We start from the raw sequence: 25,621 nt of genomic DNA, 5'->3' as shown, positions 1-25,621 counted from the left end.
ACCCATCGAGCTCTGATAACCGATACTGTCTTCTGGTTGGCCTGGCAAACGACACTGGGAGGGTAAATGTCCGCTTATCGGACTGTGGTGGTCGGCACGGATGGCTCGGACTCATCGTTACGTGCTGTCGAACGGGCGGCCACCATCGCCGGGGACAACGCCAAGCTGATCATCGCGTCGGCGTACCTGCCGCAGCACCAGGACGGCCGGGCCGCCGACGTCCTGAAGGACGAAAGCTACAAGGTGTCGGGCACCGGCCCGATTTACGCGATCTTGCAAGACGCAAAGGAGCGGGCACACAAGGCCGGTGCCAAGAATGTCGAGGAGCGCCCCATCGAGGGTGCGCCCGTTGACGCGCTGGTCACTCTCGCCGAAGACGTAAAAGCCGACCTGCTGGTCGTCGGCAATGTCGGTCTGAGCACGATCGCGGGCCGGTTGTTGGGCTCGGTGCCTGCCAACGTGTCACGTCGGGCCAAGGTCGACGTGTTGATTGTGCACACCACGACCTGACGATCGGATTTCTCCCTACTCCGTCGATCCCACGGCTTGGCACGCGGTAGACGCCACCCGTCGGGTGTGCACCGAAGGCTTTCAGTGTGCGAGCAGGGCGAGAATCGACGCCGAATTGCACCCTGAACGCACACTCGAAACCCTCGCCGCACAGTCGTTGCCGATGGGCGGCGACGTGGTGTGGACCGCAGGGAGACCGCGGCACCCGCGGCTTACCAGCCTCGTTCGCGCCATTCGCTCACGTGGGGGCGTTCTGTGCCCAATACCGTGTCATCGCCGTGGCCGGGATAGATGACCGTGGAATCCGGATACACCTCGAACACCCGGCTGGTGATGTCGTCTAGTAGCTGGGTGAAGTCACCCGGCTGCCAGGTCTTGCCCACCCCCCCGGGGAAGAGACAGTCGCCGGTGAACAACTGCGTGACGCCGCCGGTCGCCGGCCCGTCGAGGGCCAGCGCGATCGATCCGGGGGTGTGCCCGCGCAAGTGGATGACGTCGAAGGTCAGCTTGCCGATCTGCACGGTGTCACCGTTGGCCAGCAAACGATCCGGTTTGACGGGTAGCGGCTCGGCGTCGATCTCGTGGGCTGCGGTCGGCGCTCCGGTGGCAGTGGCCACCGCCTCCAGCGCTTGCCAGTGGTCGAAGTGCTGATGGCTGGTCACGATCAGCGATACCTTCGGGGCATACCGTTGGACCAGGTCGATCAGGACGTCGGCGTCGTTGGCGGCGTCGATCAGAAGTGTTTCCCCAGTTTCGGAACATGTCACCAAGTAGGCGTTGTTGTCCATGGGGCCCACCGAAGCCTTGAGGATGGTCACCCCGGGCAGGGTGCGACGGGCGGCTTTACCAGGATCGACGTGTCCGGTGTAGTTGTCGCTAGGCTCGTCCGGGGCTGTCATATCGGCCACGTTACTGCCACCTCGGCTGGGATGGGTGTCTTGTCGGTGGGGGCACCTAGCATGGAATGCGCTGTGCGCAATAACCGTCGTCAGGCCAGTAAGAGTTTCTAGATAGTTTCGGAGAGGGGCAGCCTTGGCTGACCGCCTGATCGTCAAGGGTGCCCGTGAGCACAACCTGCGCGGCGTCGACCTCGACCTGCCGCGCGATTCGTTGATCGTGTTCACCGGGCTTTCCGGATCGGGAAAGTCGTCGCTGGCCTTCGACACCATCTTCGCCGAGGGGCAGCGCCGCTACGTGGAGTCCCTGTCGGCCTACGCACGCCAATTCCTCGGGCAGATGGACAAGCCGGACGTCGACTTCATCGAGGGTCTTTCGCCGGCGGTGTCCATCGACCAGAAGTCGACGAACCGCAACCCGAGATCTACCGTCGGAACGATCACCGAGGTGTACGACTACCTGCGGTTGCTGTATGCGCGCGCGGGCACGCCGCATTGCCCGACCTGTGGCGAGCGGATCGCCCGTCAGACCCCGCAGCAAATCGTCGATCAGGTGCTGGCAATGCCGGAGGGCACCCGCTTCCTGGTGCTCGCTCCCGTGGTGCGTACCCGCAAGGGCGAATTCGCCGACCTGTTCGACAAGCTCAACGCGCAGGGCTACAGCCGGGTTCGGGTCGACGGTGTGGTGCATACGCTGACCGATCCGCCGAAGCTGAAAAAGCAGGAGAAGCACGACATCGAGGTGGTGGTGGACCGTCTCACCGTGAAGGTCGCCGCCAAGCAGCGGCTCACCGACTCGGTGGAAACCGCGCTGAACCTGGCTGACGGCATTGTGGTGCTGGAGTTTCCCGACGATCGTGACGAGCACGAGCACGCGCGTGAGCAACGGTTCTCCGAAAAGCTGGCCTGCCCCAACGGTCACCCGCTGGCCGTCGACGACCTGGAACCGCGCTCGTTCTCCTTCAACTCGCCGTACGGTGCCTGCCCCGAGTGCGTCGGCTTGGGAATCCGTAAAGAGGTCGACCCGGATCTGGTGATACCCGACCCGGATCGCACCCTGGCCGACGGTGCGGTGGCGCCGTGGTCGACTGGTCACACCGCGGAGTACTTCACCCGGATGATGGCCGGCCTCGGCGACGCGCTGGGATTCGACGTCGATACGCCGTGGCGCAAACTGCCGGCCAAGGCCCGCAAGGCGATTCTCGAGGGTTCCGACCACCAGGTGCATGTGCGCTACCGCAACCGGTATGGCCGAACCCGTTCGTACCACGCCGATTTCGAAGGCGTGCTGGCGTTCCTGGAACGCAAGATGGCTCAGACCGAGTCCGAGCAGATGAAGGAACGCTACGAGGGTTTCATGCGTGACGTGCCCTGCCCGGTGTGCGAGGGGACGCGGCTCAAGCCGGAGATTCTTGCGGTGACGCTGACGGGGGAGTCTGGGGGAGAGCCGGCTGCGAAGTCCATCGCCGAGGTCTGCGAGCTGTCCATCTCGGACTGTGCCGATTTCCTCAACGCGCTCACCCTGGGTGCACGCGAGCAGGCGATCGCGGGGCAGGTGCTCAAGGAAATCCAGTCGCGCCTCGGCTTTTTGCTCGATGTGGGGCTGGAATACCTGTCACTGTCCCGGGCGGCTGCCACGCTGTCCGGCGGTGAGGCCCAACGCATTCGGCTGGCCACCCAGATCGGCTCCGGTTTGGTGGGCGTGCTCTACGTGCTCGACGAACCGTCTATCGGGCTGCACCAGCGCGACAATCGCCGGCTCATCGAAACCCTCACGCGCTTAAGGGGTTTAGGAAACACACTGATCGTCGTCGAGCACGACGAGGACACCATTGCGCATGCCGACTGGATCGTCGACATCGGCCCGGGCGCCGGGGAACACGGCGGCCAAATCGTGCACAGCGGGACCTATCAGGACCTGCTGCTCAACGAGAACTCGATCACCGGCGCCTACCTGTCGGGCCGGGAAAGCATTGCCACGCCCAAGCGCCGGCGTTCCGTGGACCGGAAGCGCCAGCTCACCGTGGTCGGGGCCCGCGAGCACAACCTGCGCGACATCGACGTGTCGTTTCCGCTGGGCGTGCTGACCTCGGTGACCGGTGTGTCCGGCTCCGGCAAGTCGACTCTGGTCAATGACATCCTGGCGGCCGTATTGGCCAACCGGCTCAACGGCGCTCGGCAAGTCCCGGGCCGGCACACCCGGGTGACCGGGCTGGACCATCTGGACAAGCTGGTGCGGGTGGATCAGTCGCCGATCGGCCGCACGCCGCGCTCCAACCCGGCCACCTACACCGGGGTGTTCGACAAGATCCGCACCTTGTTCGCCGCCACCACCGAGGCGAAAGTCCGTGGCTACCAGCCGGGTCGATTCTCGTTCAACGTCAAGGGCGGTCGCTGCGAGGCGTGCACCGGTGACGGCACCATCAAGATCGAGATGAACTTCTTGCCCGACGTGTACGTGCCGTGCGAGGTGTGCCAGGGCGCCCGGTACAACCGGGAAACCCTTGAGGTGCACTACAAAGGCAAGACCATCTCCGAAGTGCTCGACATGTCGATCGAGGAAGCGGCGGAGTTTTTCGAACCGATCACCGGGATCCACCGCTATCTGCGAACGCTGGTCGACGTCGGCCTGGGCTATGTCCGGCTGGGTCAGCCCGCGCCGACGCTGTCCGGCGGTGAGGCGCAGCGGGTCAAGCTGGCGTCCGAATTGCAGAAACGCTCGACCGGCCGCACCATCTACATCCTCGACGAGCCCACCACCGGGTTGCATTTCGACGACATCCGCAAGTTGCTCACCGTCATCAACGGCCTTGTCGAGAAAGGCAATACGGTCATCGTGATCGAGCACAACCTCGACGTGATCAAGACGTCGGACTGGATCGTCGACATGGGTCCGGAGGGTGGCGCCGGCGGCGGAACCGTTGTCGCCGAGGGCACTCCGGAAGCCGTCGCCGCCGTGCCCGAAAGCTACACCGGGAAGTTTCTCGCCGAGGTCGTCGGCCGCAGGGCCCCGTCGGCCACCGCGAAGCCGCGTACTAACCGGAGGCGCAAGGTCAGCGCCTAAGAGTCGATCGGCGCGGCGCCCGCGCCTGCGCGCAACTCTTGGAAAGCCTCCTGCATGCATTCGGCATATCTGGCCGGGTCCGGCAAGGCGTCGCGATCGGCAGTAGCGCTGATCGACAACGTTCCGTGGTAGCTCGCCACGACATGGATCAGGTTCAAGCCGCCTATCAGCGGTCCGAGACCAGCGACGCGGACCAGTCGGGCACCGCTGAAGAACAGTGGTTCGGCGGGGCCGGGCACGTTGGTGACGGTCGTGTTGGCGATCGTCGGGCCCGAGAACGGAAGCGCACTGGCGGCCTTTGCCGTCATCCCGAGCAGTGAGGTGGGCACTGTGCCGATCAATTCGAGCAGCTGGGTTCTGGTCGATTCCGACCCGGAACGGCTTCTGGCCGTGGATTCGGCGATTGCTTCGAGCCGTTTGATTGGATCGGCGATGTCGGTGCCGAGTGATTGCAGCCGGCCGAATAGGACGTTCCCGTTGTTGCTCGTATCGCCTGCCTTGCGCATTGACATCGGGCAGGCCGCGACGAGCGATTCGTCGGGCAGCTCACCGTGGCCATCCAGATACCCGCGAAGGGCGCCGCCGACATAGGCGAGCGCGACATCGTTGATCGTCGAGCCGGGCACACTCGCTTTGATCCGTTTGAAATCGGCGAGTTCGTGAAACCGCGCCTCGAAGACGCGGTGCGGCGAGACCGTTTCGTTGAAGCGGGTTTTCGGTGGGAATGACGGCGCCCCACCCCGTGCGACCCTGCTGACGACACCTCCGATCAGCTTGCCCGGCAGACCGGCTAAGCCGCGTACCGCCTGAGGGGCGCTGGAGGCGAGGACGCTACTCGCCCGTAACGGTTGCAGCGCCGCATTGATCGCGGTGCGAGAGAGTAACTCCGTGGTGGAGGGCAGGGGGCCGGGCTGCCAGGGGTTGTCGGGTCCGGCGGGGCGCGGGCTGTCAGCGGCAAGGTCGTGCAATGCCGCGATCATCTGAACGCTCGCCATCCCGTCGACCGCACAGTGGTGCAGTTTCAGTGCCATTGCGAACGAGCCCTTCGGTACCCCTGGGACGGAATTCAGTCCCTCGATGACGGTGATCTCCCAGGGTGGGCGCCGCAGGTCGATCTGCCGGGCAAAGAGCCGCGCAGTCTGGATACAGAGTTGTCGCCAGTCGCCGGGCTGGGGCAATCCGATATGACGGACGTGATACTCGAGGTCGAAGTTGGGGTCGTCCACCCAGTAGGGCCGATGGAATCCGCCGGGCAAGTCGGTCAACCGCCGCCGGAAGACATCCGCGAGATGCAGTCGGGCGTCGAGTTCCTCAAGAATCCCCTTGAAGGTCACCTTGCCGCCCGGGGCGGTCGACGGGTCATAGATCAGCAGCAGCTGAATCTGCAGCGGCGCCGCCGGCGTCTCCGCGCGCAACATCATGTCGTCGGTCCAACTCAGTTGCCGCATTTGGCCCCCCTACGCTTTGCTCCTGCGGTCAGCGTAGGCCGGTCGAGGTACCGGGAGTATGCGCATAGCCGCATATCTGGCGGCTGATGTAGCCTCAAACGTCACGCAACGCCCAGGGGGGTGTAAGGCAGGTGCTCGACCAGATGGCGCAGCCGTCCTTCGAACCAGCAGGTTCCGGCCAAGGCGTCGTGCTGTGCATCGCCGTCCCTCCCGACGCAGGTGGCACGTTGCCGCGGTTCTGCTGTGCCGATTGAGACGTTCTCGCTCAGTTGACCTCGCGCCGCCAATCCTCGGCTTGTGCGCGCAGATGACCACCCAAAAAGATCGGACATTACCCACCATGCTGCGGTTGGCAAACCCTCCCCGACTGTGCGGCACCGGGCGAACGCCCCGCGCCGCTGCGCGGGAATTGGATTAAGCGTCGATGGCCATCACTGACGTTCCTGAATATGCCCATCTGACCGACGGGGACCTCGAGGAGTTCGCGGCCGCGCTGGATGCAATCCGCTGCGATATCGAGTCTTCGCGCGGAGCCGCCGATCGCGCATACATCAAGCGCGCCATCGCTTTTCACCGAGCCCTCGAGATCATCGCGAGACTGGTGATTGGCGGTGGCAGAGGCAAGTTCGGCTGGGTTGTGGGGACCGCCGCCCTGGCCGCGGCCAAGTCCATCGAAAACATGGAACTCGGCCATAACATCAGCCACGGGCAATGGGATTGGATGAACGACCCGGAAATCCATTCCACTACCTGGGAGTGGGACATGGCGGGTCTGTCGTCGCAATGGCAGAACTCGCACAACTACCGGCACCACGTCTTCGCAAACGTCGTCGGCGTAGACGACGACCTCGGTTTCGGAGTCCTGCGGGTGACTCGAGACGAGGAGTGGCAGCCGAGCGCCTTGATGCAGCCGTTGCGTGCGGGGCTGCTGGCGCTGTTATTCGAGTGGGGCGTCGCACTGCACTGCTTGTATTCGGTGCAGGAGCGCGAGACGACGAGCGCCGGTAAAGCTGCGCACCGGAGCGCCCTTATCCGCAAGATCACTCGGCAGGTCGGCAAGGATTATGTGTTGTTTCCCGCCTTGAGTCGCCGACGGTGGTGGCGCACCCTGGGGGCCAACGTGGTTGCCAACGGACTGCGCAATGTGTGGGCGTACGTCGTGATCGTCTGCGGTCACTTCACCGACGGAGCGGAAAAGTTCACCCCGTCCGTACTGGAAGGCGAGACGAAGCCCGAATGGTATCTCCGGCAGATGCTGGGTACCGCGAACTTTCGGGCCGGGACGGTGATGGCGTTCATGAGCGGAAACCTCTGCTATCAAATTGAACACCACATGTTCCCCGATCTGCCGAGCAATCGGTACGCGGAGATCGCCGAGCGGGTGCGGGCGTTGTGCGCCACCTATGACCTGCCGTACACGACCGGCCCGTTGCATCGTCAGTACATGCTTACCGCGCGCACAATTTGCAAACTCGCGCTGCCGGACCGGTTCCTCACCGCTACGTCCGACGACGCGCCAGAGACCGCGTCCGAGCACCGGTTCCGGAAGCCTGCGCGGCGATCACCCGTTCCCGGTGTCGGCAGTAGCGACATGGGGCGACGCGGTTTAGCGACAGCAATACTCGCCCACAAATAGTCGACGTCAGATCCGAACAGAATTACGCGGCAGCACAACCTAATTGGTGTTCGGGATTACTCCCTCACCTGGCGATAGACCAGACCCGTCACGAACCGGGAATCGATCTCTTCACCGCCGTCGCCGTAGTAGACGCGGTAGGGCGCGGCCACTGTGCTGTCCTCGGCGGCATTCGTGCGCGTGATTTTGATCCAGTTGCCAGACTGGGGATTTCGGAGCATGTCACCTTCACGGATCTCCGACAGCGGCACCTGTTCCGTTACATGTTCCGAACTCATTGCTCTCCCGGGTCTCGTGGTCGGTCGGCTGCGTCGACCATCCGAGGATCGTCCCCTGATCGCCTTGAGGATCCTCCGGTCAACGGCACCGGTCAATGACAGATTTCAAGGCTGCCGAGCTAAGCGGGTGCACAATAATCGTCGGACTAAGTCACCGTATCGCCGTGCAGCCGCACCAAACGCGTGGTGCTGGTCTCGTCGAGGTCGACGAGGTCGCTGTGGGATCGCAGGAAATCGCTGAACGACTTGAAGCCCAAGGACTTCTCGCTGAACGACGGGTCCATCCGTTTCATCTGGGCTTTGACCGCTGAGTTGTGCAGCCACTCGGTGTCGTCCTTGTCTTGGCCGATGCGCAGCGCGCGTTCGAGCAACCCGGTGGCGGCGGCCTGTGGATCGGCCGGCGCCGGCTCGTCGTCGGACTCTGCGGTGCTCGGGCGCCGGCCACGTTTCTGGGGCTCGGGGGATTGCATTACGACAGTGGGTATCCCGGGCAGCGCATCGTAGGTGACAAACTCGTCGCAGGCCGCAGCCAGGGACCGGCTGCTGGCACCGGCCACGCCGATACCCACCACGTAGCGGCCGAGGCGCTTGCACCGCTGAGCCAGGGCGATGTAATCGGAATCGCCGCCGACGATCACCACATGGGTCAGATCAGGCAACCGGAACATGTCCTCGACCGCATCGACGGCGAGCCGGATATCGGCGCCGTTCTTGCCGTACGCAGCAGCCGGAAACAATTGAACGAGATCGACCGCGCGGCCCACGAGCTGGCCGTGATAGGCAGCGTTCACATCGGCGGACCAGTCCGCGTAGGCACGGGTGAGCACAAGTGTGCCGAACGACGACGCGAAGTCGATGATGGCGCCGACGTCGACGGTCGCCAACTGGAGCCGTTCTGTCTCGAGCCCCTTGGCCTTGTCTTTCTGGAAGGAGTTGCGCCCGTGCACCTGGTCGTAGCGGGAGATCACGATGTTGTCGAAGTCGAGGTAGACCGCGACGCGGGTGGTGGCGGAATCGGTCATCGTGCGTTCGCCGCCTGGACTGTAGCCATCCGGTCATCGTGCGCTACGGAACCCAACCCATCAAGCCCACACGCAGGCCTATCACGTCAACGGCCATCAAAGGGCGCCGACCCCAGGGTATTTGCGCGTCAAACCGGGTGCGCCGGGTGCGCCGTGTAGCGTAGTAATTGCTGAGACTTCCCACCAAGCCTACGTCGTCTTGGTTCTCGGGGCCATTCTTTTCGTCGTCGGCCTGTCACTGATGTTGATGGGACGGACGGGGCATGCGGTCAGTGGCCGCCGGCGCTACTACTAAGGAGTCAGAGTTTCTAGGCGCGGCCGCCCGGTTCGGCCAGCCGCAGCTCCGGTTGCAACAGACCTCGCTTTCGTCGCGAGGCGGCAACCTCAAGTCCTTTTGACCCATGCAACGAATAGTGCTGGCGTACAGATCAATCGCGCGGATATCGGAACGCTTGAATCTGCCGCCCAGAACACCCGAGAGTCGCCGCTCAGTCATTTGCCGCATCAAAGCCGTCCAGATAGCGGCCTCGCTAGCCGATAAGGCGCCCCTCGGCGGCTCGGCGCTGGCGACCGCGGTGGACATATGAGCCATACGAAAGGAGCAAACCATGGCGATTACTGATGTTCCGGCCTTCGCCCATTTGACTGAGGCTGACATCGAGAACCTGGCTTTCGAGCTGGACGCGATCCGGCTGGACATTGAGGATTCGCTGGGCAAGCGCGATGCCCGCTACATCCGTCGGACGATCGCTGGGCAACGTGTCCTGGATGTGGCCGGCCGGCTCCTGCTGGCCGGTAGCTCAAAACGCTCTGTGTGGTGGGCGGGAACGGTGACGTTGGGTTTGGCCAAGATCATCGAGAATATGGAGATCGGCCACAACGTCATGCACGGTCAGTGGAACTGGATGAACGATCCCGAGATTCACTCCACGACGTGGGAGTGGGACATGAGTGCGGCGTCAAAACACTGGATTTCTTCCCACAATTTTCAGCACCACAAGTACACCAACATCCTGGGCATGGACGACGATGTCGGCTATCACATCCTGCGAGTCACCCGTGACCAGCCCTGGCAGCGCTTCAACATCGGCAACGTGGTGTTCAATGCAGTCCTCGCGCTTGGGTTCGAGTGGGGGATTGGCACCCAGACCGTCGATTTCGAAAAGATCTTGAAGGCTGGCCCGGAGCGCGACGCCACCCTGAAGCTGGCACGCGAGTTCTCCGTCAAGGCCGGCAGGCAGCTCGTCAAGGACTATGTCGCGTTCCCGGCGCTGACTTCGCTGTCACCGGGGGCGACCTACACATCGACATTGAAGGCCAATGCGGTGGCCAATGTGATCCGCAACGTGTGGGCTAATGCGGTGATCTTCTGTGGGCATTTTCCTGATGGCGCAGAGAAATTCACCAAGACCGACATGATCGGGGAATCGAAAGGCCAGTGGTATCTGCGTCAGATGCTGGGCAGCGCCAACTTCGAGGGCGGGCCGGTGCTGCGGTTTATGAGCGGCAACCTGTGCCATCAGATCGAGCATCACCTGTTCCCGGATCTGCCGAGCAACCGGCTGCATGAGGTGTCGGTGCGGGTGCGTGCGGTGTGCGATAAGTACGACTTGCCTTACACCACAGGTTCTTTCCTGATGCAGTACGGCAAGACGTGGCGCACCATCGCCAAACTGTCGCTGCCGAACACGTACCTACGTGACACTGCCGACGACGCGCCCGAAACCCGCAGCGAGCAGATGTTCGCCGAATTGGAGCCCGGTTTCGCCACGACCGATCACGTGACAGGACGCCGCCGCGGACTCAAGACAGCGATCGCAGCAGCCCGCCAATGGCGGCGAGGGGCCCGAACCCCCGGGACGATACCCGTTCCGCCCCAGGGGGTTTCGTGCTGAACCGCTAGACGGGGGTTACCTGCACCGCCTGAGGACCTTTAGGTCCCTGGGTGATCTCGAACTGCACTCGTTGATTCTCCTCGAGGGAACGAAAGCCGCTGCCTTGTATCTCGGAATGGTGGACGAATACATCCTTTGCACCGCCATCAGGGGCGATAAAGCCAAAGCCCTTCTCGCTATTAAACCATTTAACAGTTCCCTGTGTCATACTATATTCTCTTTCTTTTCACCTAGATGCAATTTTGGATGCATCTATAACCCACCATAACATGGTAGATCTTGCGGACTCGATTACTTTATACGCCCAATTATTTTTGTCACGCTCGGGTGCACCCGGGCGCACCCAAAGGGCGACGCTGCACGTCAGGGGTGCATATAAGGGCGGGTGATTTATCCTGGCCGACACGATTTGGGCTGGATTTCGGCGGACTATCGATTCAGTGTTTCTTGGTACGCGATAACGCCTCGGCCGCGGAGGCCTGCGTGACTTCAGTGCGGCGATCGGCACGCTTCTGTTTCAGAGATTTAGCGGATTTCTTCTTCATAGTTTGCCGGGGAGATTTATCAGACATCACGGCCCTTCGATAGGGGCCAGTGTGGTCCCAGTTTTTCGAGTATACGCCTCGTCGGCGGCGGTGGTATCGATGGGACGGTTCGCACCATGAACGCAATATTCCTCGGGGAAGGACAGCACGCTGAGCTGCCCTAGCGCCCCGGCAGCCAACCCTGGCCGGACTCGGTGGAGGGGGCCGATTCCGCCGTAAGTCCAGAATCTGGGGCGCCTTGGCGGACCAGTGCCCGTAGCAAGCTGGCATTCATCGGTTGTGCCGACGCGGCGACCTCGCACAGCAGGCGCTGCGCTTCCTCGCCGGAACTGGCAGGCGATAACACGAACAACACCGCGTCGCGAGACCTGGTGCCCTTCAGGTAAATGGTGTCGCTGTAAACCAGCCGATAAGGATCAAGTGAGACCATTTCATTCCGGCGAATAACTCGCGGCGGGGCGGGCAACCACGCGGTTGGGTCGTAAACGACTCGGCGCACACTGCCAACCCATAAATTGAACACGGTTACCAGATCGGGTAGCTCCAGGCTCAGGTCCAAGCTTTTCGGCCACCAAACGCCGTCCACCGCGGCCTCGGTGCCGTCGCGTTCGCACAGCGTCAATCGAGCTGCGTTTGAAGGAGAGGACAAAACGTGCGCCACTGTGACGTTCCCGTCTACCGATTGTTTGCCATCGTAGACGCTTACCGAAGGGAAGCGGTACTCGACAAACCCACGACATCAAGAGCATAGCTCCGTCGATGACATAGGCGATGCGCGAATCGCCGAAAGGCGATGCCTAATGTCTTTGACGAGAGAGTGGATTCCGGCGCCGGCATCGTTATATTGCGGATGGAAAACCCTCTGGTGCAGTGTAATTCAGAGGTGCCGGCGAGATCATCCGGTAGTCGTCATCGCGAACGGTGATGCTTCGCCGAGCCGACGATGACGGAAGCCGGACACCGCATGCACAGATTAGTGGCGTAACGTCGCTGGAGAGCTGTTTCGTTGTCGACGCTGGCCTCGATCGGTATTTCGCGAGCGAGATTACAGGCAATGCGATTCCTCCGTCGGGCCCGACTCGCGGTCCGATCGCTTGAACTTCGAAGGGCTGCTCCATGAATCGCGCAGATACGTTGAGCGATGTCATTGCGTCTCAACAGAATCCGACGACAGACGTGATCGTAGATTTGGTAGAGCCAGCTCCATACGTCCTCGGTGCGCCCATGTCGCGGCGCCCTGCGAGCCCGGTGCGACTCACTCTGGCACCTGGGCTCGGGAACGATATTGATGGAGCTTGGTGGCCCCGTACGGGGCTGATCTCGAGGGAGCTCCCCGAGTTGGTCTCCATTTTGGAGGGCCGTCTAGGCCACGTCATGGACATCAATGTCAACTGGTCTTCGTTGCAACGCCAGCCGGATCTGAATTGGGCCTGGTGGCAGGGCATACGCCCGCACATAATGACCATAGGCGGCCACGATGCGCGGGCGAAGATTCTGATCGTTCCGTACCGAACCGGGACGGCCCTTGCGGTGATGCTTTTGCGCCGGTCCGCCGGTCTATCCGTCCTTGCGGCGCATCGTGATTCCCGGGCGTTCCTGACCGCCGAATGCATTATCCGCGCGGCCAAGGGGGAGCGAATGTTTGAGATACATCCTCGCTCACGGCGACCTGATGTTGGAGCGGCAGCCACAGTTCGCGAGGGATGAGACCAGAGCGGGTTTCGTTGATTCCCAGCGATTTTGTGTGAGGGCAGCCGGTACGAATCTATCTGCTGGGGCTGCGGCTTTCCGATTCTTGCGTGCTGACCGTGAGCAGGCTTTCGGCAGTCGAGACATTGCTCGGGCCGGCCGCGCTCATCATGATGGCGTGAGCCTGGTCTGGATCGGCATGTGGGGAAACCACGAGCAAGACAATCTTGTTGCGATTAAGTCCAATGACTTCGACGGTGTTGATCGGCTGGAGGTGGTATCCGTCGAGTCGTACCGTTCGCCCTCCGGTCGCGAATTTCGCAGGCGGCGTTGCCCATTCGTTCACGTTATAGATCGCACGGCCAATCGGCCCGAGTCGGACGGATAGTACCGACAGCAGATCTGGCAACTCTGCAGTCAGGTCCGTAGAGTGCGGCCACCACGCCCCATCGACGTACCCGTTGTGAGGCGCCTTGGGCTTCAGCTTCAGGCGCGGTGTGTGTATCGGTGGGGTATGCCGGAACCCGACATCGGTGTGATCTTTTTTCAGCGTCATCACGACGCTCCCGTCCTGACCGCGAAACCAGCCAAAATATTCGATCGGCGACGAGATGGCTTTGAACAGCCAGGTACGAGATATCGCCGACCAGTACCCAGACTACGCGCAGGCCCCGCTCTCAGCGGATGGAAACCAATTGGTCGATCGAATCCGTGGGCAGGTCGCCGTCAACGACCGCCGTCACGACCAGCTGGTTGAGCGTGATCGCGCCCTTGTGATTGTCGAGGAACGCGGTGTCGGAGGCGTCACGACCGGTGGCGACGCGGACCAGGGATTGCCGCGGCGCCAATAGCGTCGCATCGACTACCCGCCATTGACCCTCGACAAACGCCTCGGCCACCGCGTGAAAGTCCATGGGGTACAAGCCGGGCGCGTAGACCGACACCAAGCGGGCCGGGACCTTCACCGCACGAAGCAGTGCCACCACCAGATGCGCGTAGTCGCGGCACACACCTTCGCTGGCGAGCAGCGTGTCCACGGCCCCGTCAATCGGATCGCTGGAGCCCGGCACATAGTTCAGCCGGGTACCCACCCACGAGCTCACGTGCTCCAGCAGCGTCGCCGAATCATGGTCGTTACCGAATTCGGTTGCGGCGAAACCATAGAACTTATCCGCCTCGGCGTAGCGGCTGGGCCGCAGATACATCGACTGGTCGTATTCGGTGACCGGAGCGGGTTCGGTCTGACCCACTATTGTCGCCGAGTAGTCGACTTTCAGTGTGCCCACCCCGGCGTCGAACTTGTGGATGCGGTTGCCGTGCACACCACTGATTTCCAGGGGCTCGATCTGCTGTCCGTTCAAGACGAAGCGCAGCGACTCGAAGACTTCCGTGAGCGGATGCGGTGCAACAGCGAGCTGAAACTCCAACGTCGTGGCCGCGGTGATTTCGACTTCGAGCTCTGCGCCCACTTCTCGTCTCATAGCGCAATACTGCGCCAGTGCTTCCGGATTCGCCAACCGTGCGACGGCCTGCCAGCAGTAGCTACCCCGGCAAATAATTCTGATCGCATCAGCCGGGGATCTTCGTCGCCATTGCGTTGGCGATTTGCCTGGCTTGATTGATGGTCCCGGGTGCGCAGACGTTCACGTCGAGGACCACATTGGATACCGCGCTGAGGACGTGCTGGCACACCACGGGGCTGTTGGCCAACGTGTGCTGCAGGGCGATGTTCGGCGGATTGCCGCTGATCTCCCGGAATGTCCATACGGATGTGGTCCCGTCGTTGACCTGGGTGACGCTGGTCCCGGCGCACGTCCGCCATTGAGTCAGCTGGGCCGTCACAAATCCCTGGGCCTGTTTTGCGGACGCGAAAATCACCGCACCCTGTACCACGACGTAGCCCGGGTTGCTCTGCGGCTTCTTCAGCAGCTGGGCAAGCATCCCGGTGTAACCACTGCTCTTGTAGGTCTGGGTTTGGAAACCGATGAGGGCTCCGAGGCACTTGTCGTCCGACACAGTGTTTCCAGGCCCGGGATCCGTCATCTCTGTTCTGTTGTGGTCGACGATGATTCCGGTGGTGTTGACGATGGTATTGATGAGATCCACCGGAGCCAGGATCGAATCCAGTTGGGCGGGAGCCACTGTCGGGGTGGTGCTACTGGTCGCGGTGCTCGTGCTCGTGCTCGTGGTCGAGGCCGCGGTGGTGCTTGCGGCGCTGTCGAGCTGCCCGGCGTCGGATTTGCGCACGGCGAACACGATCGTGGTGCCGACGACTGCCGCGACGACGACCACGAGAGCGCCGATGATCAGCCCCAGTCTGCGCTTGGGTGGTGCGGGCGGGATCCACGGCGGGACGGGCGGGCCGGCGACCCACCTCGGCGGGGGGACGTGTTGGCTGTGCTGGATCAGGTCGGTCGCCTGGCGTTGGTCGGGAGCGCTGAGCGCGTGCAGGGCGGCTTGCGCGAGATCGCCTGCGGTGGCGTAACGGTCGATGGGATCTTTGGCCATCCCGCGGGCGATGACCTCGTCGAATGCCGCCGGGATAGCGGGATTTCGTTGACTGGGCCGCGGGACTGGCTCCATCAGGTGTGCGGCCATCAGGCTGCTCAGGCTATCGGTCTGGAAAGGTTTTGTGCCCGTGAGGCATTCGTAAAGCAGACAGGCAAGCGCGTAGATGTCGACGCGGTAGGTGGCGTCGTCCTTGCCGAACCGTTCAGGTGCCATGTAGTTCCAACTGCCCACAGCGACACCGGTTTTGGTCACACGTTGCTCGGTGGCGGCAGCGGCGATTCCGAAGTCGACCAGGTAGGCGAAGTCCCGCTCGGTAAGCAGGATGTTTTCGGGTTTGATGTCGCGATGGATGACGCCGGCGCGGTGGGCGGCATCGAGCGCGGAAGCGACTTGCTCGACGATGGCGACCGCGCGGGCTGGCGGTAGCGGCCCAGTGCGGTCGAGCACGGCGCCCACGTCTTTTCCTTCGATCAGGCGCATGTCAATGAACAGTTGGCCGTCGAGTTCGCCGTAATCGTGAATGGGCACGATGTGCGGTTCTTGCAGCCGGCCTGCGGTCTGGGCTTCACGTTGCAAGCGTCGGCGAAAGACGTCATCGGAGCTGACTTGCTCGGACACCAGCTTCAGTGCCACCACACGGTCTTTGACGGTGTCGTAGGCCTCGTAGACCTCGCCCATCCCGCCGCGCCCCAGCAGCCGGCGCAGCTGGTAGGGCCCGAACCGGCTACCGGCCCGCGAACCGGGCCGCGGTTCATTCATCGACGTCCCCCGACGCTAAGCCAACTGCCCTAACCCTCGTCCGCGCGCATCGACTCGCGGATCTGGGCCAACCGTTCGGCCGCGGCGCGCTCGCGCTCTTCGTATTGTTCGGCGACGGAGCGCCCCTCGGGGGATTCGGCGTCGAGTTCGGCGTCGCCCAGGGACGTCGCGTAGCGGCTTTCGATTTTTTCTCGCACGGAGTCGAAGGTCGGTACACCCGCGCTGTCGTACCCGGGGTCGGGTGGGCTGGTGCCGGGCGTTGCTGGTTCGTCGGGCATGGTCGTCACGCTACTGCCGTATGGCGCGGTCGCGCGGGTCGCGCTCGAGATAGCGGACCATTTGCTCCCAATAGATCAGGGTGAGCGACATCTGCAGCGCGGTTGCGATCGCCGCGGGCAGCAGTCGATGGCGGCGGGCAGCGACGACGGCGACCACCGCCGCCGCAGATGTCAGCCCGCTGAGCACTGTGGCCGCGTCGCGGGGGCGACGGCTGATCCACAGTTCCTCGCCCAGCATCGCCCGAGTCGACCAGGCGCCTTGCTGCGCGGGCTTGCCGAATACGAACGGATTGACCGCAAGCCACAACGCGAGCCACACCGCGTGGCTGCGCCGCCGCGTCCACACCGGCACCAGGATCAAGGGCGTGCTGGCCCAGCGCGTCCATGCGCTCCACGGATTGCAGTGCCGGGCGAATAGCGCACGCCGGAGTCGCGCAACGGACAGCACCCGCGGCTACCTGGTGGCGGTGTTGGAACGCTGTGCCGGGACCACCACCGTCGCGCCCGAAGGCGCGTCGGCAGGTGACTCGCCGGGCAACGACGTCCGTGACACCCCGGGAGTGCCCAGCTGGCCGGCCAGCCACGGCAGGGCCGCCGCGAACGCTCTGTCGGCGAAGGGCCAGTCGTGTTTACCCGGCTGGGGGACCACCGCGCAGTCGATGCCGTTGGCGCGGCCAAGCGCACAGAGCGAGTAGGCCGCCGCGGTCTGGTTGTTCGGGTTTGCGGCGGCGTCACGCTCCGCGAGCCGCATCGCGGCGGTGTCCGCGGCCGCGAGGTCCCGGCGTGCTGCCGGCGGGCCGTCTGAAGAGATCGCGAACCAACCGGACACGTCGCGGTATTGGCCGTGCCGGTTGATCACGGTGCTCGGGTCGAATGACGCCCACGCGTCGGCGTTTCCGCCGAACAGCCGGCTGATGGTTTGCGCCTTGTTGCCGGCGTTCGGGAAGAAGTCACCGGCGACGTCGACGAACGCGCTGAACATCTCCGGGTGCATGACGGTCAAGTCCACCGCGCAGGTGCCGCCCATAGACCAGCCCGCCACGCCCCAGCCGGAGCGGTTCGGGCTGACGCCGAAATTCGAAACCATATAGGGAACAACGTCTTTGGTTAGGTGGTCGGCGGCATTCCCGCGAATTCCGTTGACGCATTCGGTGTCGTTGTTGAACGCCCCGCCGGAATCCACGAACACCAATACCGGAGCCTGGCCGTTGTGGGTTGCGGCGAAGTCGTCGATCGTCTTGATCGCATTGCCCGCACGCGTCCAGTCCGCGGGTGTATTGAACTGCCCGCCGATCATCATCACCGTCGGCAGCGGCGGAGGCGGGCTACTGGTGAACCATTCGGGCGGCAGGTAAACCAGCTCGCCGCGGTGCTTGAAGTGCGAGGCGGACGAGGGGATTACCACCGGCACCACGCTGCCGTGCGGCGGCCGGTGTCCCTTGGCGGCCATCGCGGTAACGGTGGCCTGATCGGTCTGATCGGGCAGCGGGCCCGAGGTGACCTGGTTCCACGCGGACTGCACGGTGGGAAAGTAGCCAACCCACAGGTTGAGCATCAGAGTGGCGCTGAGCAGGCAGAGCGGGACGGACGCCAGGGCGGCGCTGCGCTGCCAGCCGCGGGCGCCGCGCCAGCCCAGGAACAGCACCGCCGCGGCCAGGCCGGTCAGTGCGATCCAGAGCCACAGCGCTACCGGCGCGGGCTCGTCCGACAGACCCTGGTCGACGATGTACCAGTGCGTGCCGTACGCCGCGGCACCGCCGATCACCGCCGCCAGCGGCAGCCACACCGTCCGCCAGCGCCGCGATCGCCAGCCGACGGCAAGCACCAGCACCATCGCGGTGACGACCTGGACCGTAATCGGCACCCAGCCGTGCATCAACGAGGTGTGGCTGCTTGCCAACAACTGCCCGGTGGCATCGGGCGCGGGCGCTGTCACGCGATCCATTGTGATCGATTGTTAACCATCCCGGAACATAAACGCTCAATGTTCCCTGTGCGTTTGCTGGGTTCTGCGACCCGCGGCTAATGCGGTTTGGCCAGCGGAAATGGCAGTGTCTCGCGGATGCTGCGGCCAGTTATGAGCATCACGAGCCGATCGATACCCATCCCGAGCCCGCCGGTGGGCGGCATCGCGTATTCCATGGCTTGCAGGAAGTCTTCGTCGAGCTCCATCGCCTCGGGGTCACCGCCGGCGGCCAGCAGCGACTGCGCAAGCAGCCGGCGCCGCTGTTCGACCGGGTCGGTGAGCTCGCTGTAGGCGGTGCCCAGCTCGACACCCCACGCCACCAGATCCCATCGCTCGGCGACGCCGGGTTGACTGCGGTGCGGCCGGGTCAACGGTGAGACCGACGTCGGAAAGTCGATGTAGAACGTCGGCTCCTCGGTCCGGTCCTCCACCAGGTGCTCGTACAGCTCCAGCACCACCGCCCCGGCATCCCAGTGGTCCCGGTACGGGATGTGGACGCGGTCGGACAGCTTGCGCAGCGCCGATAACGACGTGTTCGCGTTGATGTTTTCGCCCAGCACTTCGGAGACGGCTTCGTGCACGGTCTTCACCGGCCACACACCGGAGATGTCGACCGGTTCGAAACGGGTGTCGCCGCTGCTGGGCGCATCGTCCGAGTGGGGCCGCAGCACGGTCTGCGTACCGTTAGCGGCTTCGGCGGCGTTCTGAATGAGCTCGCGGCAACCGTCGATCCACGTCCGGTAATCGGCGTGCGCCTGGTAGGCCTCAAGCAGCGTGAACTCGGGGTTGTGGCTGAAGTCGACGCCTTCGTTGCGGAAGGCCCGGCCCAGTTCGAAGACCCGCTCCACGCCGCCGACGCACAACCGCTTCAGGTAGAGCTCGGGCGCGATGCGCAAGAAGAGGTCCATGTCATAGGAATTGATGTGGGTGACGAATGGCCGGGCGGCGGCTCCGCCGTGGATCTGCTGCAGGATCGGGGTTTCCACCTCGATGAACCCCTTGGCGAACAGCGTTTCCCGAACCGAACGCAGCACACTGCTGCGGGCCGTGACGAGGTTGCGTGACTCGGCATTGATCGCCAGGTCGACATAGCGGCTGCGCACTCGCGCCTCCGGGTCGGTCAGCCCCTTCCACTTGTTGGGCAGCGGCCGCAGGCACTTTCCGACCATCCGCCAGTCGCTCACAATCAGCGAACGGGTGCCGTTTTTGCTGAAACCCATGTGCCCGGTTATCTCGACCAGGTCGCCCAGATCGATGGCTGCGGTGAAATCGGCAGTCCGGCCGGTCTCCAGGCGCGAATTATCCAGCAGCACTTGCATTTCGCCCGACCAGTCACGCAACTGGGCGAACAACACACCACCGAAATCACGTATCCGCAAGATCCGGCCCGCGACCGAGACGGTGTCCTGGTCATCGGCGTCGAGGGCCTGCGCGATGGTGTGACTGGGTGGCGACCCTACCGGGTAGGCGTCAATGCCGTTGCGCTGCAGCGTTCTCAGCTTGGTCAGACGTACTCGCACCTGCTCGGGCAGGCGGCGCCGGTACTCCTCGGAGTCGACCTCGTCGCCGCGCTTCAACCCGCTGACGTCCGGAGCGGATCCGTCTTCGTGCAGCAGCCCCGATTCCGCCAACCTGGGTGGCACGGCGGGGTGATGACCGGTGTGCACCTTGTCGCGCCGGCTGAACGGCAACACCAGGAAACCTTCGGCCATGGCCGAAGCGACGCCCACCCGGGGGATCAACCGGGCGTCCTCATAGCAGGCGTAGCGCGGCACCCATTCGGGCTGGTATTTCATGTTCGAGCGATACAGCGTCTCCAGCTGCCACCACCGGGAAAAGAACAGCAACAACCCTCGCCACAACCGCGCGATCGGACCGGCCCCGAGTTGGGCGCCCTGTTCGAATGCGGATCGAAACATCGCGAAGTTCAGCGAAATACGGGTGATACCAAGCCCTTCCGCGTTCAGGGCAAGTTCGCTGACCATGAATTCGTTGGTGCCGTTGGGCGATTGGGGAGAACGGCGCATCAAATCCAGGGAGGCCCCGGTGCTTCCCCAGGGGACCAGCGACAGCATCGCTGCGACCTGGTTGTCGCGATCGATCGCCTCGACCAGCAGGCAATCCCCGTCGGCCGGATCGCCGAGGCGGCCGAGCGCCATGGAAAACCCGCGCTCGGAGTGGGTATCGCGCCAGGAGTTGGCGCGTGAGATCGTGTCGGTCATCTCCTCTGCGGAGATGTCACGGTGCCGCCGGATGCGTACCGTCAGCCCGGCTCGGCGGGCCCGCGTCACGGCTTGGCGCACCCCGCGCATGTCGGAGCCGGACAGCTTGTAATCGGCGGTCCGCAGGATGGCCTCGTCGCCGAGCTCCAGCGCGTTGAGGCCGCGCTCACGATATGCCTGGGCTCCCTGCAAACTGGCGCCCATCACTCCGGGCGCCCAACCGTAGGTTTTGCACAGCGCCAACCACGCCTCGACAGCCTGCGACCATGCCCTGGGGTCGCCCACCGGATCGCCGCTGGCCAGGCAGACGCCAACCTCGACTCGATAGGTGATGGCGGCACGGCCGCTATTTGCGAACACCACCGATTTGTCGCGACGGGTGGCGAAGTAACCCAGGGAGTCGTTCTTGCCGTACAGCTCGAGCAGGCCGCGGATCGCTGACTCGTCCTCGCCGGTCAGTGCGTTGTCGGCGCGCTGGGACTGGAACAGCACGATCGTGGCGGCGATCAACGCGAGCGCGCCGAACAACCCGAGGATGGCGTTGAGCAACACGTGCGGCTTGCCGGTGAACAGGTCGGGATCCGCCAGCGCGAACCCGACCACCCGGTTGGCCACGTACGGCAGCCGGTCTTGGCGCGCCAGCGATCCGGGGAAGAGCTCGACCAGGCCCCAGGACAACAGGATTCCGATCACGTCCCCGGCGACCAGCACGGCCGCCGCTTTGAGCAACGCGGCTCGTCGGACCTTGGCCCAGAACTCCCGATAGCTCAATACCAGCAGGACGATCACGACGATGTGCACCGCGAACCCGAGGTTCTCGCCGAACGTCTCGGACGCGGTGTTGTCGCCCGCGGCGATGTCGGCGGCATTCAGGAACGCGGCCAGGACCATGTTGCCGAGCAGTACCCACCAGGCAATGCGTTTGCGGGCGGTCAGCGCCGCCGCCAGCAGCGCCAGCACGAACGACCACGCGATGCTGGTATCCGGGAAGTTGAACAGGTAGACGTTGATGAACTCCCGCGGGACCTTGATCAACCACCGGATCAATGGCGACACGCTGGCCAGCAGGGAGAGGCTGGCGATGACGCCGACAGTCCAGCCGGTCGTCGCCGGTACCCACCGATACCGCGAACTCGACCGGCTGCCTGAACGAGGCTTGGAAGCAGGAGAAGCGAGTGTCACAGACCGCGAGGATATTCCTTCAACCCGTGGAATGCCTGACGAAGCGCCAATAGTCGTCGAGACTAGTTATCGGCGCGGGGCCCGCGCGATCACGCGGGCCAGACGGCGGTCCTGCACTGGCTGAAATGCTGGAAGACGCCCGATGGCTGCTAGACTTGCGCCCGCGACCATCCCGGCTAAGCCTGGGACAGTTAAGTGGAGTCCCACTCCCACCGCTAGCCGCGAAATTATTTCAAGGTGCAGCGGTCCGGTCACAGGCACCGTGAGGTGCTTGTTTCGCGCATTGCGCGGGCGGCTTGAATGCGTTTCGAGCCGTGATCGGTCGGCACTGGGCCCTGCTGATGCAGGGCTTTTTTGCTGATGGTGTGGTGTTTCCACCTTCTGAATCCCATGGGCCCAGTCACCGGTCGTCACGAGACCACAGAAGCCCAACAAGGGAGGCCCCATCAGCACTGAGACCCGCGTCAACGAGCGCATCCGCGTACCTGAAGTCCGATTGATTGGCCCAGGGGGAGAGCAGGTAGGCATCGTGCGCATCGAAGACGCGTTGCGCGTCGCTGCGGACGCCGATCTCGACCTCGTCGAAGTTGCCCCCAACGCCAGGCCACCGGTCTGCAAGATCATGGATTACGGCAAGTTCAAGTACGAGGCGGCGCAAAAGGCGCGCGAATCCCGTCGGAACCAGCAGCAGACCGTGGTCAAAGAACAAAAGCTGCGACCCAAGATCGACGATCACGATTACGAGACCAAGAAAGGCCACGTAATTCGCTTCCTGGAGGCGGGATCGAAGGTAAAGGTCACCATCATGTTTCGCGGACGTGAGCAGTCGCGGCCCGAGCTGGGCTACCGGTTGCTCCAGCGGCTGGGCGGGGACGTCGCCGAATACGGATTCGTCGAAACCTCCGCAAAGCAGGACGGCCGCAACATGACGATGGTGCTGGCACCGCACCGCGGCGCGAAGACCCGCGCCAGAGCGCGTCACCCCGAAGAGGCGGGAGCCGAGCCGGAGCACGACATCGACGAAACCGGCGACACCGCGGCTTCACCGAACTGACCTGACACGAAAACAGCGAAACAGCGAGAACTAGAGGAAACATGCCCAAGGCCAAGTCCCACAGCGGAGCGACAAAGCGATTCCGGCGCACCGGGACCGGAAAGATCGTCCGCCAGCAAGCCAATCGCCGGCACCTGCTCGAGCACAAGTCGACCAAACGAACGCGGCGGCTCGATGGCCGCATCACGGTCGCGGCCAACGACACCAAGCGTGTCAAGTCAATGCTCAACGGCTGACCTTCGATAGGCCCAGCGCCGGGCCAAGGCATACAAACACCTGGCACCGGCACCCCGACCATTTACGTCTGAACGAGAGTAGGAACATCCATGGCACGCGTAAAGCGGGCAGTCAACGCCCACAAGAAGAGGCGCAGCGTCCTGACGGCCTCGAAAGGCTATCGCGGCCAGCGGTCCCGGCTCTACCGCAAAGCCAAAGAGCAGCAACTGCATTCGCTGGGCTACGCCTACCGCGACCGCAGGGCGCGCAAGGGCGAGTTCCGCAAATTGTGGATCTCGCGGATCAACGCGGCGGCGCGCGCCAACGACATCACCTACAACCGGCTGATCCAGGGTCTGAAGGCCGCGGGTGTGGAAGTCGACCGTAAAAACCTTGCCGACATTGCGATCACCGATGCGGCGGCGTTCACGGCGCTGGTCGACGTCGCCCGGGCGGCACTGCCCAAGGACGTCAACGCGCCCTCCGGAGAAGCTGCTTAACTCCGGTGCTCACCGAGCGCTCGGCCCGGGTGGCCGCGGCGGTCAAATTGCATCGCCATGTCGGGCGACGGCGGGCGAATCAGTTTCTGGCCGAAGGCCTTAACCTGTTCGAGGCCGCGTCGGCGCGCGGGCTGGTTCGCGATGTCTTCGTCACCGAACTCGCCGCGCAGCGCCACGCAACACTGCTGGCCAATCAGCACTGCCCGGTCCATGTGGTGAGTGAGCGTGCGGCAAAAGCCTTGTCCGACACCGTGACTCCGGCGGGGTTGGTGGCCGTGTGCGAAATGCCGGCGGCCGGACTGCAGGAAGTGCTCGCCGGCTCGCCGCGGCTGATCGCGGTTGCTGTCGAGATCAGCGAGCCGGGTAATGCGGGCACGCTGATCCGCCTCGCCGACGCCATGGGTGCCGCGGCGGTGATCCTCGCCGGGCACAGCGTCGACCCCTACAACGGCAAGTGCCTGCGCGCGTCGGCCGGTAGCATCTTCTCGCTCCCGGTCGTCGCCGCCCCTGACGTCGAGGCTGTCCTCACCGCAGTGCAGGCCGCCGGACTGCAGACGCTGGCCACCACGGTCGACGGCCCGACGCGCCTGGACGAGGCCGGCGAGTTACTGGGCAAGCCGACGGCGTGGCTGTTCGGGCCCGAATCACACGGCTTGCCCGAAGAGATCACCGACCAAGCAGACCGTTGCGTGCGCATCCCGATGTCGGGCGGCGCGGAGAGCCTGAACGTGGCCGCCGCCGCGGCGATCTGTCTCTACCAGAGCGCACAGGCTCTGGGTGTGCTCGAGCGCTTTTAGGCGGCGTTACGCCGCTTTTCTGGGGCCCCGGGCGGGGCGCAGCCCGGCCAGCGAGAGGGTGGTGTGCACCAGCGACCCGGCGCGCTCGATCAACGACTTGTGGGGCGGGAAGTAATGCATCGGCAGCCCGCGACGGTCGCGGGGTGGGGCCACGAACTCCGGTGCCTCCACCAGCGGCGCGTCGATCGGAGACCGGCCTTCCGCGCGGCGGTAGGCGGCCAGCGCCCGTGGGTGCAGCCGGATTTCGTCAGGAACCGCCAGGAACGCCAGCCCGATCAGCTTGCCGAACACGCGCAGCAAGATCTCGTCGCCCGGCGTCCAGCGCATGCCCGCCTTCTCGCGCACCGCGGGCTCGAATAGCCCGGCCGCGATCCAGCGCTGACCGGCCACCAGGGGCTTGAACATCTGGTCCCAGATCGGCGTGGGCATCAGGACGAACTTCGGCTTGGGAATGCGCAACCGGAAGATTTCCAGCGTCGCCTGGTTGATCTCCAGCTCGTCGCGGCAGACCCGATTCCAGTACTCCTGAAAGTCCTCCCACGATTCGGGCACCGGCCGCATGCTCATCCCGTACATCCGGTACCACTGCACGTGCTCGTCGTACAGCTGGCGTTTCTCGGCCTCGGTCAAACCACCGCAGAAGTACTCGGCCACCTTGACGACGAGCATGAAGAACGTGGCGTGCGCCCAGTAGAAGGTCTCGGGGTTCAGCGCGTGATAGCGGCGCCCGTCGGCGTCAGTGCCCTTGATGGTGTCGTGGAAGTGCTTGATCTGCTTACCGGTCAGGGGCGCACGATCCCCGTCGTAGACCACGCCCATGATCGGGTACACCGACCGGGCCACCCGCTGCAGCGGCTCGCGCAGCAGGATCGAATGGTCCTCGACGCCCGCGCCGAGCTGTGGGTACATGTTCTGGATCGCTCCGATCCAGACACCCATCATTCCGGTGCGCAGATCGCCAAAGTACTTCCAGGTGAGGGAATCTGGTCCGAGCGGATCGGCGCATGTGGTCGATATGGCAGTCATCGCGACCTCCCTAACTTCCTGACTGCGCTCACGATAACTTTGACAACGTCCGTTGTCTACGGTTTCGGGGTCCGCCACGCGAAGGTGTTACCGAGATTCCACACTGGTGTGGCAGCCTCGTGATCTG

24 protein-coding genes are annotated in these 25,621 nt (G+C 63.9%); 10 read left to right on the top strand and 14 right to left on the bottom strand.

Annotated features, from left to right (window positions below; translation table 11 throughout):
- Positions 1–66 precede the first annotated feature (66 nt).
- Positions 67–510 carry a universal stress protein gene (locus tag ACTXG5_RS20790; RefSeq protein WP_445160587.1) on the top strand — a complete coding sequence of 148 codons (444 nt, stop codon included), beginning with the start codon at positions 67–69 and terminating at the stop codon, positions 508–510.
- Positions 511–722: 212 nt separating this feature from the next.
- Here the strand turns inward: ACTXG5_RS20790 and ACTXG5_RS20785 are convergent, their stop codons facing one another.
- Positions 723–1,409, bottom strand: a complete 687-nt coding sequence (locus ACTXG5_RS20785) for an MBL fold metallo-hydrolase (protein ID WP_445160586.1) — start codon at positions 1,407–1,409, stop codon at positions 723–725.
- Between the two features lie 133 nt (positions 1,410–1,542).
- Between ACTXG5_RS20785 and uvrA the strand changes: the two genes are divergently transcribed.
- Entirely contained in the window at positions 1,543–4,470 is a 2,928-nt protein-coding gene (gene uvrA, locus ACTXG5_RS20780) for an excinuclease ABC subunit UvrA (protein ID WP_445160585.1), read from the top strand.
- Here the strand turns inward: uvrA and ACTXG5_RS20775 are convergent.
- Entirely contained in the window at positions 4,467–5,918 is a 1,452-nt protein-coding gene (locus ACTXG5_RS20775) for a WS/DGAT/MGAT family O-acyltransferase (protein WP_445160584.1), read from the bottom strand. The two genes, uvrA and ACTXG5_RS20775, sit on opposite strands and share 4 nt — an antisense overlap.
- A 424-nt stretch (positions 5,919–6,342) precedes the next feature.
- On the opposite strand from ACTXG5_RS20775, the gene ACTXG5_RS20770 reads away from it, so the two are divergent.
- Positions 6,343–7,554 (top strand): fatty acid desaturase family protein, encoded by a 1,212-nt coding sequence (locus ACTXG5_RS20770; protein ID WP_445160583.1) that lies wholly within the window; start codon positions 6,343–6,345, stop codon positions 7,552–7,554.
- 56 nt (positions 7,555–7,610) lie between these two features.
- On the opposite strand, the gene ACTXG5_RS20765 is transcribed toward ACTXG5_RS20770, so the two are convergent.
- Both ACTXG5_RS20765 and ACTXG5_RS20760 read right to left on the bottom strand, forming a co-directional pair.
- Complete coding sequence (locus ACTXG5_RS20765) at positions 7,611–7,832, bottom strand: hypothetical protein (RefSeq protein WP_445160582.1); 222 nt, start codon at positions 7,830–7,832, stop codon at positions 7,611–7,613.
- Between the two features lie 146 nt (positions 7,833–7,978).
- A complete protein-coding gene (locus ACTXG5_RS20760; protein WP_445160581.1) occupies positions 7,979–8,854 on the bottom strand; it encodes an NYN domain-containing protein in 876 nt (291 codons plus the stop codon).
- Positions 8,855–8,975: 121 nt separating this feature from the next.
- On the opposite strand from ACTXG5_RS20760, the gene ACTXG5_RS20755 reads away from it, so the two are divergent.
- Both ACTXG5_RS20755 and ACTXG5_RS20750 read left to right on the top strand, forming a co-directional pair.
- Complete coding sequence (locus ACTXG5_RS20755; protein WP_445160580.1) at positions 8,976–9,149, top strand: DUF6131 family protein; 174 nt, start codon at positions 8,976–8,978, stop codon at positions 9,147–9,149.
- Positions 9,150–9,462: 313 nt separating this feature from the next.
- Positions 9,463–10,749 (top strand): fatty acid desaturase family protein, encoded by a 1,287-nt coding sequence (locus ACTXG5_RS20750; RefSeq protein WP_445160579.1) that lies wholly within the window; start codon positions 9,463–9,465, stop codon positions 10,747–10,749.
- 4 nt (positions 10,750–10,753) lie between these two features.
- On the opposite strand, the gene ACTXG5_RS20745 is transcribed toward ACTXG5_RS20750, so the two are convergent.
- Both ACTXG5_RS20745 and ACTXG5_RS20740 read right to left on the bottom strand, forming a co-directional pair.
- A complete protein-coding gene (locus ACTXG5_RS20745) occupies positions 10,754–10,957 on the bottom strand; it encodes a cold-shock protein (RefSeq protein WP_445160578.1) in 204 nt (67 codons plus the stop codon).
- A gap of 497 nt (positions 10,958–11,454) precedes the next feature.
- Complete coding sequence (locus ACTXG5_RS20740; protein ID WP_445160577.1) at positions 11,455–11,916, bottom strand: DUF5994 family protein; 462 nt, start codon at positions 11,914–11,916, stop codon at positions 11,455–11,457.
- A gap of 494 nt (positions 11,917–12,410) precedes the next feature.
- On the opposite strand from ACTXG5_RS20740, the gene ACTXG5_RS20735 reads away from it, so the two are divergent.
- A complete protein-coding gene (locus ACTXG5_RS20735; protein WP_445160576.1) occupies positions 12,411–13,001 on the top strand; it encodes a DUF5994 family protein in 591 nt (196 codons plus the stop codon).
- A gap of 58 nt (positions 13,002–13,059) precedes the next feature.
- On the opposite strand, the gene ACTXG5_RS20730 is transcribed toward ACTXG5_RS20735, so the two are convergent.
- The 7 genes from ACTXG5_RS20730 to lysX all read right to left on the bottom strand — a co-directional run bounded on the left by ACTXG5_RS20730 (position 13,060) and on the right by lysX (position 21,901).
- The gene (locus tag ACTXG5_RS20730; protein ID WP_445160575.1) at positions 13,060–13,539 is read right to left on the bottom strand and encodes a DUF5994 family protein; all 480 of its coding nucleotides are present in this window, start codon (positions 13,537–13,539) and stop codon (positions 13,060–13,062) included.
- A 121-nt stretch (positions 13,540–13,660) separates the two neighbouring features.
- Positions 13,661–14,464, bottom strand: coding sequence for a transglutaminase-like domain-containing protein (locus tag ACTXG5_RS20725; protein WP_445160574.1), 804 nt, complete (start codon positions 14,462–14,464; stop codon positions 13,661–13,663).
- A gap of 88 nt (positions 14,465–14,552) precedes the next feature.
- Complete coding sequence (locus tag ACTXG5_RS20720) at positions 14,553–16,253, bottom strand: serine/threonine-protein kinase PknH/PknJ (protein ID WP_445160573.1); 1,701 nt, start codon at positions 16,251–16,253, stop codon at positions 14,553–14,555.
- Positions 16,254–16,282: 29 nt separating this feature from the next.
- Positions 16,283–16,531 carry a hypothetical protein gene (locus ACTXG5_RS20715; RefSeq protein WP_445160572.1) on the bottom strand — a complete coding sequence of 83 codons (249 nt, stop codon included), beginning with the start codon at positions 16,529–16,531 and terminating at the stop codon, positions 16,283–16,285.
- A gap of 10 nt (positions 16,532–16,541) precedes the next feature.
- The gene (locus ACTXG5_RS20710) at positions 16,542–16,979 is read right to left on the bottom strand and encodes a DUF6653 family protein (protein WP_445160571.1); all 438 of its coding nucleotides are present in this window, start codon (positions 16,977–16,979) and stop codon (positions 16,542–16,544) included.
- Positions 16,980–16,985: 6 nt separating this feature from the next.
- Positions 16,986–18,476: an alpha/beta hydrolase gene (locus ACTXG5_RS20705; protein WP_445160570.1), complete on the bottom strand. Its 1,491-nt coding sequence runs from the start codon at positions 18,474–18,476 to the stop codon at positions 16,986–16,988.
- A gap of 77 nt (positions 18,477–18,553) precedes the next feature.
- Positions 18,554–21,901 (bottom strand): bifunctional lysylphosphatidylglycerol synthetase/lysine--tRNA ligase LysX, encoded by a 3,348-nt coding sequence (lysX, locus tag ACTXG5_RS20700; RefSeq protein WP_445160569.1) that lies wholly within the window; start codon positions 21,899–21,901, stop codon positions 18,554–18,556.
- Positions 21,902–22,346: 445 nt separating this feature from the next.
- On the opposite strand from lysX, the gene infC reads away from it, so the two are divergent.
- The 4 genes from infC (at position 22,347) to ACTXG5_RS20680 (ending at position 24,468) form a co-directional block, all read left to right on the top strand.
- A complete protein-coding gene (gene infC / locus ACTXG5_RS20695) occupies positions 22,347–22,955 on the top strand; it encodes a translation initiation factor IF-3 (protein ID WP_445164523.1) in 609 nt (202 codons plus the stop codon).
- 41 nt (positions 22,956–22,996) lie between these two features.
- A complete protein-coding gene (gene rpmI, locus ACTXG5_RS20690) occupies positions 22,997–23,191 on the top strand; it encodes a 50S ribosomal protein L35 (RefSeq protein WP_445160568.1) in 195 nt (64 codons plus the stop codon).
- A 90-nt stretch (positions 23,192–23,281) separates the two neighbouring features.
- Positions 23,282–23,671, top strand: a complete 390-nt coding sequence (gene rplT, locus ACTXG5_RS20685) for a 50S ribosomal protein L20 (protein WP_445160567.1) — start codon at positions 23,282–23,284, stop codon at positions 23,669–23,671.
- A 5-nt stretch (positions 23,672–23,676) separates the two neighbouring features.
- Positions 23,677–24,468, top strand: coding sequence for a TrmH family RNA methyltransferase (locus ACTXG5_RS20680; protein ID WP_445160566.1), 792 nt, complete (start codon positions 23,677–23,679; stop codon positions 24,466–24,468).
- Between the two features lie 6 nt (positions 24,469–24,474).
- Here ACTXG5_RS20680 and ACTXG5_RS20675 read toward each other — a convergent pair whose 3' ends face one another.
- Positions 24,475–25,494 (bottom strand): oxygenase MpaB family protein, encoded by a 1,020-nt coding sequence (locus ACTXG5_RS20675; RefSeq protein ID WP_445160565.1) that lies wholly within the window; start codon positions 25,492–25,494, stop codon positions 24,475–24,477.
- Between the last annotated feature and the right edge of the window lie 127 nt (positions 25,495–25,621).

The sequence above is a fragment of the Mycobacterium sp. Dal123C01 genome (assembly GCF_052566995.1).
The sequence above is the reverse complement of the archived record's forward strand: the minus strand, read 5'-3'. Positions and strand labels throughout refer to the sequence as shown.